Origin of the sequence: Bacteroides sp. A1C1 (genome assembly GCF_004328515.1) — a bacterium.
GTDB classification, from domain to species: Bacteria; Bacteroidota; Bacteroidia; order Bacteroidales; family Bacteroidaceae; genus Bacteroides; species Bacteroides uniformis.
Genome location: NZ_CP036491.1, coordinates 3,475,121 through 3,489,025, shown reverse-complemented (window position 1 = coordinate 3,489,025; position 13,905 = coordinate 3,475,121). Strand labels below are relative to the sequence as shown.

The following is a 13,905-nucleotide window of genomic DNA, read 5'->3' as shown; positions in this document are numbered from 1 at the left end:
ATCATTTATACATAATCAGTGCCGATTGGGCCGGAACAACAACTTCGGGGCCGTACAGTGTGCCCAAACCTTGTTCATTGATAAAGCCATCCTTGCAGACCACTGTATATTTACCTTCGGGTACGGTAAGTTTGGCAGGCTCCTTACGGGCATTCAAGACTACTATAATATCTCCCCATGCATCACCGTTGGCATTTTCTTTCAGACGGTAAACCACCACATTGCTGCCGTCAACCGGTAGAAATTCCAAATGCTTACGCACCAAATCCGCATCACCCATACGGAAAGCCGGATGCTTTTTACGAAGCTGTATCAAACCTTTATAATAAGCAAATACATCTGTATGCTCCGCCTTTCGTCTCCAATCAATCGCATTGATGGAATCGGGACTCTCAAAACTATTGTGTACTCCCTTCTTGTCACGCATCACTTCCTCACCGGCATAAATAAACGGTACACCTTGGGAAGTGAATACGGCTGTTTGCGCCAGTTTGTCAAGCTTTGCCAATTCTACGGGAGTAATACCCGGGATACTTGCTTTCAGCCTATCCACCAAGCACATATCATCATGGCAGGAAACATAGCTGATCATCTGTGTAGGTTGTTCCGCCCACGGAGCCTTACTATAATTCACAGAGTCATTATTTACTTGCGGATGCCTGATGGCTCCTACAATACCAAACTTTATACTCTCCTCTCCTCCCGGCAATCCGGCAAGGAAAGCACCTTGATGATTGTCATTGAACGGACCGCGCAAAGCATCACGCATTTCGTCAGAGAAAGCAGCAACACCCGGCATCTTATAAGTATTGGCTTTCATTGCCAGAGAATCTTCCGCCATCTGTGGAGCCGATGCCGCCCATCCTTCACCATATATAAATATAGTCGGATCTACAGACGTTGCCGCCTTACGGATTTCGTTCATTGTCTCGATGTCATGAATACCCATCAGGTCAAAACGGAATCCGTCAATGTGATATTCATTAATCCAATGTAATACAGACTCTATCATGTATTTACGCATCATCGGACGGTTGCTGGCAGTTTCATTGCCACAAGCCGAACCGTCTGCATACGTTCCGTCCGGTCGCTGACGGTAAAAGTATCCCGGCACTGTACGTTCAAAATTACTGTCGGATGTATTGAAAGTATGGTTATACACCACATCCAGAACAACACGGATACCTACTTTGTGCAAAGCCTGCACCATCTGCTTGAATTCCCGGATACGAACATCCGGTTTGTAGGGGTCGGTAGAATAAGAGCCGTCAGGCACATTGTAGTTCTGCGGATCATATCCCCAATTATACTTGTTCTCGTCCAGCCTTGTCTCATCAACGGAGGCATAGTCATAAGACGGAAGGAGATGTACATGTGTCACTCCCAATTCTTTCAGATGGTCAATGCCGGTTGCCAGCTTGTCGGGACTTACCGTTCCTTGTTCTGTCAATGCCAGGAACTTTCCTTTATGCTCAATACCCGACGACGGATCAATGGACATATCACGATGGTGCATTTCATAAAGAATCACATCGGCAGGAGAGGCCAATGCCGGACGTTTATCATCTGCCCATCCTTCGGGGTCCGTGGATTTCATGTCGATGATGGCGGCACGCTTTCCATTCACCCCTACAGCTTTGGCATTGATACCCGGAGTGTCCCCCAACCACTTATCATTGATTTTCACATTGAATGTGTAGAATTTACCTATCAAGTCCTTTTCAACTTTAGTTTTCCAAGTTCCTTCTTCAGAGGATTCCATTGAAATAGTTTCATAGGCATGCCCTCCGTCTCCTGCTTCGAACAACATCAGGCGAACTTCATCCGCCGTAGGTGCCCACAATGTGAATTGCGTGGCAGCAGGTGTATATTCCATCTCTGTCAGACTACCCGAACGGACAGGGTAAAGTTCGTACGAAGCATACTCCGTCTTCGCGGGAGTGCAGCTTACAACCGTCGTTGCAGCCACTCCAATGATAGCAAGTTCATTCAATTTCATGATATTATTTTTAGATTCTACATTTCAATTCTTATCACTTCTTCACCTTATCCGGATTTTTGGCAATAAAGTCTTTCCAGCCATGATAGCCTTTCTCCACCGTGGGACGCCCCATCTGCAGAAAGTGACAATAGGCAGCAGCAAGCCCGTCCGTTGCATCCATAAAAGTAGGCATATCCTCTTTAGGAAAATGCAGCATACGCTGCAACATGTCCGCCACCTGTTCCTTGGATGCCTGTCCGTTTCCGGTGATGGCCATCTTTATTTTTAAAGGAGCATATTCCGTAATGGGAATATCCCTACTCAAAGCAGCTGCCATTGCTACGCCTTGCGCACGCCCCAACTTCAACATGGACTGTACATTCTTTCCGAAGAAAGGGGCCTCAATAGCGAGCTCGTCAGGCAAATAACTCTCTATGATACTCAGTACCCGTTCATGAATATGGCGTAACTTCAGATAGTGGTCTCCAAATTTGCGGAGGTCGATAATTCCCATGGCTATCATTTCCGGCTTGACACCTGCCACACGCAATACTCCATACCCCATAATGGTGGTACCAGGGTCTATACCCAATATTATTTTCTCTTTGACCGGTTGTATCACACTATTACCTCCATCAATGTAGGAAAGCCAATCACTTTATCTTTAAAGATATTCAGTAATTCCTCGTTCAGTTTCACTCCTTGCTCTTGATGCCAACGATGCAGTTTGGCAGAGTTTTCCACCTCAAACTGAACAGAATAGCAGATGCTTCCTTCCTCAATATGACTCAAGATACGGGCTATACGTGGAGCATACAATGTTCCGTTCTTTTCTACCTCGGGAAGATAGTGTTCCTGCATCCATATCAGGAAGTTTTTGTCTTCTCCTTCCTCTACATGATAAGTGGTATTATATATCAGCATAACTTATTTTTTCAAATTCTTTCGCAAACATAGCAATTATTTCAGAATAATGCATTATATTTGCACCATCAAAAACGAAAGCAAGCCTGCAAACGTTGGCAACGGGGCGTTAGCTCATCTGGCTAGAGCGCGACACTGGCAGTGTCGAGGTGATGAGTTCGAGTCTCATACGCTCCACGAGTAAGACATACAGCAATAGTTGTGTGTCTTATTTTATGCCTATATGCCTAGAACACCCTATTATGGCACATTCTGAAACATCAAATAATGATTCTATTAAGAAAGCTGAAACAATGATTTCAAACAATGAAATCAAACAATGTTTTGTCCAAAAGATACCCCCCTACCATAACCTAGTAAAACCTAAAGAGACAAAATCAATAATGTTTTACTTCATAGTAAAAATCAAAAACGAACAAGTGCGTACATCTACAAGATGTAAGGTACCCCAATCAATGGGAGAAGAATAAAGCCAAAGTAAGTAAACTGCTTCCTAAACTAGAATCAAATAATAATATGATCCTTAATAACCAAATCAAAATATCATTGATGTAAGTTTTATCTGTGCCATAACAACAGATTTGCTACATTAGCGAATTTTTATTCTTGTCGGGACGGGTGGTCCCGACAAGAGCGCTGGCCGTTCCCCGACCGATGAATTTAAAAGCGTAAAACAATCCGCGATATATTTTGATTGTTCACAGCTTATTGAATAAGAGTTTTCTTGTTTCTATGTTTTATGAATTTAAAAATGAATTGTACTTTCTGCTTTTTTATTGGGATATACACGAATAGTTCTCAAAGGGGTGCAACCATCTATGGCTGTGAACTGGTATGCCCCGTTTCGTACTTTCATTACATCCAGCTGAGCCCTCTCTCCTAGAATTTCTTTACTGTATCGTGTACAGGCTGACTTTTTACGTCGTTTCACAACAGTCTTGACTTGATGCTTTTTTAACACATACCACACCGTCATGGCTGAGAGCTTTATTCTCTTCCTAAGCAGATAGTTGGCAATCCGTTGCGCTCCCCCATCTTCTCATCTCACGCAGATTAAGGATAGTGGTTTCAATTTCAGGTGTTATCTTCACATTGGCAAGTCTTGATGGACGTTTAGACTTATCGGACAAATCCGACTTGCCTTGTTCTTTCTCACGATTTATCCAAGGGTATAACGTGAAACAGAAATCCCTCGCCGAAGGGCAGTCTTTGTCATAGAACCCGTTTAACCATATAGCTCAAGCCATTTTTGGCGCATCCGTATTTTCCGTATATCTTCTTTCATGCTACGAAGATACGGATTAAGATTTGCCTACGAAAAGAAAAAGTGTAGCGTATCTATTGATACTTTACAAATTAATCATGCTAAAAAGTATGCTTTTAAAAAATGAGTATGCCGATGATGGAATGTTTCATCGGCATACTTAAACCCACAATCTTTTACCAAATATGCAATTTGACAATCTCTGGCATTTTCGAATAGATTCTTTGAAGAAAAACTATCCGATTATTCCTACAGATCAGTATCTCACATCGCGCACACAGAACACACCGGCTCTGCCGTATTTTTTCCGTTCTTCCTTGTCTTCCTCCACCATGCCTCTCTCATCTGAATAGTAGCGCATCATATGCATTTCTACCCGGCGAATTTTCAGCAACTCCCCTTCCGAATCGGTCTTCCAATAGTTCAGTATGTAGCCGGTAGGCGTATATTCGTGTCTACCGGGATAATAGCGGCTGTAAGAATACGCCGTACGGCAATGGAACACGGCGCAAAGCCGGTGCTTAAAGTTATGATTCCTTTTATCACTTAAATCGCATGTCAGACTGAGTGGGTTGTACCAGCCGTAAGCATCACCTACGGCATCCTCGTCTCCCGGCTTCACCATGGGCGAGAAAGGCAGGTTGTCCTCATCCTGGAAGAAGTTGAATGCCAGCTGAATCAATGTCAGTTCGCGTTCATTGGGCAAGCGCCACGCTCCGGCGGGGGTCACTCCGTCTCCTGCTTCGTGATAGTCTTGGGCTATGGTAAACTTATCTCGTTTGACATTGTCTATCTCAATAAGTTTCAATGTCGTACCTGTCCATGTTACCTTACTGGGAGTATCTTTATCAAATCTCAGGTGACTCGGGTCAGTGCACTCAAATTCCGCAATCGTATCCATCAGCATGGGTTCTTGTGCCAGCTGGAATTTCTTGTACAGACGGTTCTGCGTATCGCGTTCGTTATGGGGCTGAAGCTCCCGGTAACTGAACGAGCGCATGGCTTCGTCCGCCAAAAAGACTTCCAGCGTACGGCTTGCTTCATCGTATTTGTAATAAGGAGACGAAACTTCCCTGTCCATCCTGCCACTCACGACTCCGCTTCCCAAGCTCCTCACACTAATCATGTGTCTCAGATACGTATGACTTATGTATCCTCCCAGTTCCGACCATATTGTGGAATAAGAACCGTGTGTACTGGCCGTATATCCCTGTACGGGATTGTCGGTTATCTCTTTCCCTTCCGCTCCTATATATATATCGAAAGACGCTTTCCACAAGGCGGCTTCTTTTGCCATGGCAGGCTCTCCCAGCCACATACCCACCAATTGCCCTATGGCAGGTACATACCAGCGCAGTTCTTCCTCGTCCAGATAGCCGTTGCCGTTCAAATCACGGTTACGTATCAGCATGATAACCGGATCGTCGGCCTGTCCGCTAATCGGTCGGGATTCCTTCAGACTTCCATCTTTCCTCAGTATAAAACCGGATAGGAAAGGTGATGTTTTAAGCCCCCATTCCATACCATGTATATTACAATTTCCAACCTGACCATCCAGCTTTTGCCAAGTATTCTTTCTGCCGTCCCAAACTTCCCTCTGGTCCGATTCTGGCTCATACAGGATGGCCGTCTGCTCTTCCACCGACTCCAAGCCGAATTTATTGAGAGTCTCATCGTTCATATCATAGAAGCAGGCAATGGAACGTTGTTTCAGCGTATAAACCGACTGCGACACCGCGCTCTTACCATCTTGGCTGAACTTGAGGTCCGTAGCAAGCGAGAAGATACGGTCCTTGCAGTTGATAAAATCTTTCAGATGCACCGATGCCGTAATACGCGGGTCGGGATGTTTCTCATAAAAGTTCTCATCCACAAAGCAGGTGTAGTACGCCGAATCCTCCTTGCTTGCATAAAACTCATCGAGCGCATCGAACACACTTTTCACCTTGTCAGGATGATAGTATTCCAGGAGATAGGGGCTTTCTTTATCCGGTTTTGTTCCATTATAGAAATAGTTATCCGGTGTCTTCTCTCTCGCAAACTCCAGCCACGCCAGATAGCCTTGTGCCACATCTTTGGTAATACCGAAACTGCTCACGGATACACATTTGCCTTCCGCACCTCCGTCGGGGGTACCTTTAGGATAATACATCACCCCCATGACCCCGAAAGGTGTGTCGGTATACAGATAGACACCATTCTCAATGTCTTTCCGCATGAATTTCATCTCCACCTGGTCAAAATGGGCATCGATATGTGCGAAAGCCTCATGCTTGAACACCACTCCTTCCGCTCCCGGAGTCTTTTCGTTCTCATCTTCCACTTCCACCACTATATCATCCACTCCGTTGATGGTTACATTATACGTATAGTGATGGTCGCGCTCCACGCTGAAGTGATTGAGGTCTTTCCCGAAATTACCCAAATGGATATAATAACGGACATCGGCAGCAACCGTCTTGTCTGCATTTTCAAACCATCCGGTCAGTTCAATATAAGTAGAAGCTTTCGGAGCAAACTCAAACTTGTAGTGCCCTTTGTGATTATCGGCATTATCAGCATGAAAATCATCGGGAGCGGTCTCTTCCGTATTTTTATTGTCGGCAGTCTTCACCACCTTATCCCGCTGCCTGTATTCGGTAATCTCCACGCCGGATCTTACCTTGCGTATGTTCTCCGGCAGGTATATAGTAAAAGTGAGAGAATCCAGTAAACCGAAATTCACCGGCTTGGCATCTTCCACCAGGATACGGTCCCGCTCTTCTTCCGTCCACGCCTGTGCGGTGGGCGACACATAATGAGGTATATGGCGAACCGTGTAATCTCGCGCCGTAAACTTCACTCCTTTACCTTCCCTGATATTCATTGTAATCTTGCTCATCAGGCGTTTCAGCACAAACGAGTTGTCTTCATCGTGTTTACCGTCCGGCAACAGTATATGAGTTTTTCCCTCTTCATCCGTATAACTGATTTGTCCCTGTTCGTTCACATGACATAATCCTGTATTGTTGTTCACCATACCCGTAAGCGGCAGATAACCGTCTACGCTGTGTATATTTCCGTTCCACTTCGGGGTTGCTTTTTCAAAAAACTCCGCCTGAGTGCCCAGCGCATCCCCACCCGATACTCCCGGAAAGAAATTAAGGAACGAACTTTGCGCATTGCCCAACAGATAGATGTATACATCACCCACCGGAACATAGAACTTGATTTCACCGCATGTAGGGTCGTCATTATCGGCGATCCATCCGCCGGTAGCACCTTCCAGCGGCTTATTGGACGGATTGGAGAACAGATGATAGGCCAACAACTCATTTTCTTCCGGATTGTCGCTCTTCGCTTCATATACAAAAGCCATCACGCCCGAAAGCTGGGAGTCATAATCAATCTCTCCACCTGCCGCACGGGTTGTAATCGTGGTAGTGATGCCACGTCCCACACCGAACGGAAGCCTCACCTCCACCCGCTTGTCACGGTCTACTCCCTGCAAGTCGTTTCCTTCGATGAACTCATCGGTGCAAGATGCAAGCGACAGGAGCGCCAACAGTCCCGCCACTAGAATATGATTCACTGTTTTTTTCATCATGCTGTATATTTTTGTCTGTTATTCGTCTGCCTAATTAAATTCCACATCTCCGCCTCCGGTTTCCCACGGAACAATCATCCAATGTGCTGTCATAGCCACGTGTCCGTGCATGGAAATAACGGAAAACAGCCGCAGGTTCATGTTGGCTTCCACTTCGGGCAAAGCTACATATTGCATATCAGCCTCATGTCCTTCCGTACCGTCACTTCCCACTTTATGTTCATGCGACAGTATTTTCAGATAATATCCCCTTGAACTCTCAGCTGGCGGATTCTCAGGATAACGGTCTGCAATTTCATTGGAGTTGGCAAACAGATAAATCGGTTTGGCTGGCATCCACTGAAAGTTTTTCGTGTCTGTATTCCCGGCATGTGCCAAAGCCTTAATCTCGTTGATATGGGTCTTCTCCTGCAAGTTCTTTTCATACTCCTCATATTCCGGTGTCCCTTCTTGCGGAGCGATTTCCGGTTCCTCCGGCCATCCCGCACTCAGAATTACCTTGCCGTTCTTCTGATTCTTCGAGTCGGAATTTTCACCGGCTCCCTCCAGAAAATTGAAATCTCCCGTATATTCGTACTTTTCTTTCGGAAACAGATACCCGTATTCCGGCATATTGTAGAGATACAACCCGCGCCCCATATAGAACTGCCCCTCTCCGGCGTCTGCCACATCCGCCTTGGCAAAGTAAAGCTGTAGCTTCGCTATGCTGCGTTTCAGTTCCAGGTTTATCTCCTGATTATCGTGCGTAACTGTTCCACGATACTTACAGGTCATTGGCACAATGGCAGAGCGGTATTTTTTTCCCGTTTCATCCTTGTCTGTTTCCGTTCCGCCCGACACATATTCCGCTTCCGGCAGCCGGCTGAAAGTCAAAGACTCCAGTCTGTCCGGCACTACTTCCAAGCCTTCGACCGGATGTACTCCCCCGACAGTCTCACCGGGCAGTACAAAAATGTCTCCCTTGTTTTCGCAAAGCAGTTCTCCGGCCTCCTGCTCGTTGGCCACTGCATAAAACCAGACTTCTCCCTTCGGCAATTTCCATTTAAAAGTATGAGCCGGCACATCCTCCCCGCCATAATAATACCCCACCGGGCTGCCATTCTGGAAAGCATACACCCTGAGCGTCTTCACCTGCGAGTCGAAATCATCCGTTTCTGCCGCCCTTGTATCGATTGAAAATTTCACCTTCACCGGTTCTCCCTTTCCGGGAAACATCCCTTCCTGCCCGTCCGGTGCACAAGCCGTCATTATCCCCGCCGTTGCGGAAAACATACATATATATGAGTATTTCAGGATTTTCATATCTTCTCCTTCCTGTTTATGAGATTACCAATCTGCCGAAATATCCTTGCTGTCCCAATCGCCCACGTTCACTTTGACAGTAATGTCGGCATCGGCAGCAGGCAGCGTTATTTTATAATGGTAAGTGTTCGACTTTATCCATTCCGTTGTCAGGGCCGCATCCAGGTATACCATCGCTTCTTTTGCCTCCGACAGCGGTTTGCCGGCATAGGCATACTTAAAGGTTACCGCCACATCCTCCGTCACCGGCTGCGGCAACAGCAATACGCCATCCAGCACGGTAGCGCTGCTTCCGGCTTCTATCCGCACGCTCCCGCTGCGTACGAAAGGAGTTTTCTCTTCCGTACATTTCACCCGGTTTTGCCATGTCGAGTTTTCCGGCGTCCACAGCAAGTCACCTTTATAGTCCACACCGAAAAGTCTGATGTCCGACACTTCCGCCTGCTTCTCTCCGGTACGGACAGTTAATTTCACCTGTGCCAGTTCATGTTTGAATGCCAGAAGCACGGGCGCCATCGTTCCGCCACCCTCATAAGTCACGTCTGTCTCTGTTGCCGTCATCAAATCCACGGCATCCTTCCCCATTCCGGAAGAATCAAAACCCGTAACCCTGAGTTCGCCCTTGTCGTTGCAGGAAACTTCGGTAGCGACACCAATCTCTTTCATTTCTTCCGGATGCACCGCATAAAAGTCATAAGGCCTGCCTACAGCCCAGAAACGTTTCTCGCCATAGTTTCCCGACGGAGTAACCGAAGCGGCATCGAAAAACAGTTTCGGCCCGTCGCTTTCCCGTACCCATCCCCACAGTGTGAAATTATCCATGCCCTCCTTGTCACTTTCCACCACGGCGCGGGTGGCAACTTGTGTGCCAAAGGCAATCGGCACCTGTTGTTCCGGATTGTTTTCTCCCGTCATGCTATCGGAACAGCCGGCAGCGACCAGCATGGCCGTAACAAGAAGAAAATCCTTTTTAAAATTAAGTCGCATAGGCATTTATTTTTTATTTGAATAAGTAGTGACCGGGAGGGGAACATTCACCCCCGCCCGGTCTGTTATATTTCCGCAACCCGACGGGTGGAAAAGACAGGTTTGCGGTGGTTCAGTTTATTTTCCGGGGTTTGAATCAGGAACGCTTACATCGAGGTCCTGAGGATATTCAACAAAGTTATCCACAGTTACGTCGAATGTGATAGGAACCAATACTGGTTCCGGATCCGGATTTTCAGGATCGGGGTTTTCAGGGTTAAAGCCACCGCCTTCACCAAAGATAAGGGTATAAACATAACGCTTGCCTTGTTTCCAGACTTGTTCGGTTTTTCCGCTTATGTCCTTGGGTTCTCCTACCAGAGAGACACCCACCCATGCGGTTTCCTCTTGTGAGTCCTTGTCTGGCCACAATTGTACATCAGATGCCGTATCTACCAGCTTGCATTTAACAAGCACACGTGCTGTCCCCGTGATTTTGTACTCCGGATTTTCATCTGTTCCACCGGTCTTCGTAATCCAGGGATTCAATGTCTGCGGCAAAAGGAGCAGTCCCTTATAGCCATTGCCTGTTTTAACAGTCAAGTCCCGCACAGATGCATCTTTGGAACCTGTAAAGCCTGGTTCCATAATCGGAGTAATCTCAGCGGCATAGCTGTTCTGCTTTGCGTTCTCTTTGTTATATGCGATATCCCATGTTCCCCATGACTTGTCAGTTTCCGTATCCTTTTCAGTTCCCTGCCATTGGGTAGTAGTGCTCAAAGTCGGCCAGGAGAATGTACCCTGTTTCTCTATTCCCTCCACTTTCACTGCGTCTACGAACACTGTCAGGTTGGAACTGGTGTTCTTGATTCTGAATACAATCTGTGACAGGGCATGGCGGAAGTTGACCGTAACCGGTTGTTTGCCCTCATGTTCGGCTTTCTTTTCAGCCAGGTTCAAGGCATAAAGCAGGTCCTCATCGCCGGGTACCTCATAGCCGGTAATTTTCTTGTCGCCATTTACTGTAATGTCAACATTACCATTCTTCGTATCCGTCGGACTATACGAATAGAAGTCCACATCTGTTTCCGGCCAGAATTTGGTATCGCCATACGACCATACGTTCCCTTGTCTCCGGACATCGTGATTCATGTATTCTGCTTCTTGGGTAAAGGCAAATACATGGAATTTGTCTATGCTGTTGGTTGTGGTGGCTTCGCTTCCCGTACGGATTGCCTTTCCTGCTATCGCACTCAAACTGATGCCTTCACCCTGGTTCATTTCTATTGTTTCATCATTGGTACATGCCGTTACCAATGCCATGGCCAATAGTGCCATTAGAATTGATTTCGTCTGCATAACATTAAAAGATATAAAAAACTACATAATGATATCGTTTTCGACTTCCACCCAATCATCAACCTCCACATCAAATCCCCCCTCGTCCGGAAGCGGTTCCGGAAAGTCCGCATTATCAATGATGATGTGCACATGCTTCCTGTCCGGTGCTTTATGTACTTGGTCAGTCACATCAAAGGTTGTATAGAATTTCTCCTTATTGGAATACCATACATAAAACATCATTTTGTGCGGACGGGCATTCTCTTCATGATGACCGAACGTATAAAACTTACCGGTCATTTTCGAACTCTCGGGGTGGAGTTCTGTTTCGAAGGGGACTGTGACACACTCCCTGTCCAGTTCCTCGTTGGCAAACAGCATGGAGGGAGCCATGCTCGACAATGACCCGCAAGCCTGCGTCATATACTCCATGTTCTTGACATTACGGACCTCATAGGTGTAGGTACATATCAGTTCGGCAGGATAAAGCTTGATGACATGCTCGCTACTTTCTATCCATTCGACCTTGTCTTTGTCTGTAAAGGGAACACATTCATAACTTAGCCCTGATTCGGTGATTTCCACATTTCGGGCGTTACTTCCCCACATCATGTCAGGGCAGATGACGACACGCTCGTCTTCCGAACCTTTGGCCGGAGGCGCATAATGGGCACCGTTACCGTAAATACTCTCAAAAACGTTACCGTTCCGCGTATATCCCTCATGGGTGTCAAATCCTTCCATTCCTCTGAACAGTAAAGACTCCGTGTCATTATTGTAACAGAGTATCCGGTACCTTCCTACTTTAATCTCTACCGGTCCTCCGTCTTTCCCTGCAAAATCGAACCGAACCGGATATCCGCCTTCTTCAGGATAGAAATACACGCACATTCCCTCAGGATTGGCCTGCGGAGCGTTCTTCCAATCAAAATCCACTCTGACCGTAGCCACATGCGGATGATGGAAACAGAGTTCCTTGTGCTCGCATGAGAAAAGAATCATGGTCAGCAGTGTGTAAACAGTCATTCGTATTCCGGTTTTCATCGTCTGCCTCCTTTCCCTTTGTTGAAGTTTCCCCTGCCAATCAGCCATACCAGCGATATTTCCGCCTTAGTAGGGCCGAACCAGTGCCGCTCCTTGGTAGCCTGCCATACGTAGCAGTTGTCTATGGGGGTATATTCATAATAGGTCCCCCCCCAATACCCGACAGCGATAGTGAAGTCAATATTCAGTTTGTATGCCACCGGCAACGAGTAGCCGTATTCCACACCTGTGGAATAGTTCATTTTGTCCCAGAGTGTTCCTCCGGGTTTTCCACCCATATAGCCTTTTCCCCCTGTTTCAAAATCATAAGTAAAAATCTGCCCGTAGAGTCCCACATGATGTCCCGTAAGAGGCTTTTCCTTGGCGGCCTTACCGAACCATTTCCGAATGGCTATGTCACCGCCATAAGTTCTCCAGTACCAGTGCCGCCGGTCTGTTTTCCACCAGGCATACATCCAGTTAGCACTCATACTCCAGTCTTTGCCAAGATAAAATTCCACACCGATATTCGGTACGAGCAATGCGTCGTACAGCATATTTGTCTTTACGGCAAGATACAGCTTACGTGGCTGCGTAGGTATGTATGGGACAAGGGGGAGAGGTTCTGTCGGTTTTGGTTCGGGTATAGGAAGCTTGAAGGGAGGCATTGGCATGGGGGCAATAGGATTCCATACTTTCTCATACCATAGATATAACCGGGAGGCGCGCAACTCCGGAAAATATTTTTTATACATATACCGATAAGGTGCCCCACCATGCAGTTGCTGTATCCGTCGCAGATGGTCACCTTTTGTAAGATTGTCATTTGCCGCATCCTCTGCCAATTCATGCAATAAATGTAGCGTTTCTTTCCGGTAGGGTAGTTCCCAGTCATCACTCACCAAACGGATTAGACCGTTCCAGTCTCTCCCGAGGAACACGTTCGTTTTCAAGGAGTCGGGTAGTTCTCCATAACGTGAAAGATAATCAAACAGCACATTGGCTCGCTTTACAGATAAACGTCTGTTTAGGAGAATGCTGCCTTCCGGTGATGCTCCACCCACTACCTGGATACGTTTCAGTTGGTAAACAGAGTCCGCATAGCTTGTCCGCAGACTGTCTGCTATCCGGTCCAACGCTTCTCTGTTGTTTCTATGGGATGGTTCCAATACAGAATATCCTTGTCTGAAATAGATTTTTACCGAATCCTGTATCTCTTGTGCCTGGATATGGCCTACATAAAATATCAGGAATACAAGTAAGATTTTATTCGCTTTCATATTGATTCCATATTTGTGTACACATTACCAATACACCTCTAGGAGAAAAGCATCACTGTTTATTTTGTGGAGGGCATATACTTTGAAGTGCTTATGACATTTTACCAAAACACCTTCGCTTTTTACAAGCTGTTTTCTCATGACTTAGGCATATTTACTCCACCAATTCTCCATGGTAAATAGACCTCTCTTCATAAGAGAGGTACGTCTTTAGTTATAAAACTTGAAATAGAGTAAC

Annotated in this window: 10 protein-coding genes and 1 tRNA gene; 2 read left to right on the top strand and 9 right to left on the bottom strand. The window is 46.4% G+C overall.

What is annotated here, in order from left to right:
* Position 1 precedes the first annotated feature (1 nt).
* The 3 genes from pulA to EYA81_RS14220 are packed head-to-tail and all read right to left on the bottom strand — an operon-like array spanning position 2 to position 2,905.
* The gene (gene pulA, locus EYA81_RS14230; RefSeq protein ID WP_131225946.1) at positions 2-1,999 is read right to left on the bottom strand and encodes a type I pullulanase; all 1,998 of its coding nucleotides are present in this window, start codon (positions 1,997-1,999) and stop codon (positions 2-4) included.
* Positions 2,000-2,033: 34 nt separating this feature from the next.
* Positions 2,034-2,603, bottom strand: a complete 570-nt coding sequence (gene ruvC, locus EYA81_RS14225) for a crossover junction endodeoxyribonuclease RuvC (protein WP_005826381.1) — start codon at positions 2,601-2,603, stop codon at positions 2,034-2,036.
* Complete coding sequence (locus EYA81_RS14220; protein ID WP_005826379.1) at positions 2,600-2,905, bottom strand: DUF4286 family protein; 306 nt, start codon at positions 2,903-2,905, stop codon at positions 2,600-2,602. The genes ruvC and EYA81_RS14220 overlap by 4 nt, the downstream gene beginning before the upstream one ends.
* A 103-nt stretch (positions 2,906-3,008) precedes the next feature.
* On the opposite strand from EYA81_RS14220, the gene EYA81_RS14215 reads away from it, so the two are divergent.
* Both EYA81_RS14215 and EYA81_RS14210 read left to right on the top strand, forming a co-directional pair.
* Positions 3,009-3,082: transfer RNA gene (locus tag EYA81_RS14215), tRNA-Ala, on the top strand.
* A 65-nt stretch (positions 3,083-3,147) separates the two neighbouring features.
* Positions 3,148-3,375 (top strand): hypothetical protein, encoded by a 228-nt coding sequence (locus tag EYA81_RS14210; RefSeq protein WP_117601196.1) that lies wholly within the window; start codon positions 3,148-3,150, stop codon positions 3,373-3,375.
* 1,050 nt (positions 3,376-4,425) lie between these two features.
* Here EYA81_RS14210 and EYA81_RS14205 read toward each other — a convergent pair.
* The 6 genes from EYA81_RS14205 to EYA81_RS14180 all read right to left on the bottom strand — a co-directional run bounded on the left by EYA81_RS14205 (position 4,426) and on the right by EYA81_RS14180 (position 13,667).
* On the bottom strand, positions 4,426-7,755 hold the full coding sequence (locus EYA81_RS14205; protein ID WP_227186494.1) for a DUF4906 domain-containing protein: 3,330 nt from the start codon (positions 7,753-7,755) through the stop codon (positions 4,426-4,428).
* Positions 7,756-7,785: 30 nt separating this feature from the next.
* Entirely contained in the window at positions 7,786-9,057 is a 1,272-nt protein-coding gene (locus EYA81_RS14200) for a FimB/Mfa2 family fimbrial subunit (RefSeq protein ID WP_117601194.1), read from the bottom strand.
* 24 nt (positions 9,058-9,081) lie between these two features.
* Positions 9,082-10,044, bottom strand: coding sequence for a fimbrillin family protein (locus tag EYA81_RS14195; RefSeq protein ID WP_117601193.1), 963 nt, complete (start codon positions 10,042-10,044; stop codon positions 9,082-9,084).
* Between the two features lie 117 nt (positions 10,045-10,161).
* Positions 10,162-11,382, bottom strand: a complete 1,221-nt coding sequence (locus EYA81_RS14190) for a fimbrillin family protein (protein WP_131225944.1) — start codon at positions 11,380-11,382, stop codon at positions 10,162-10,164.
* A gap of 21 nt (positions 11,383-11,403) precedes the next feature.
* Positions 11,404-12,390 carry a DUF5119 domain-containing protein gene (locus tag EYA81_RS14185; protein WP_226791129.1) on the bottom strand — a complete coding sequence of 329 codons (987 nt, stop codon included), beginning with the start codon at positions 12,388-12,390 and terminating at the stop codon, positions 11,404-11,406.
* 14 nt (positions 12,391-12,404) lie between these two features.
* Positions 12,405-13,667: a DUF3575 domain-containing protein gene (locus EYA81_RS14180; RefSeq protein ID WP_117601190.1), complete on the bottom strand. Its 1,263-nt coding sequence runs from the start codon at positions 13,665-13,667 to the stop codon at positions 12,405-12,407.
* Positions 13,668-13,905: the final 238 nt, after the last annotated feature.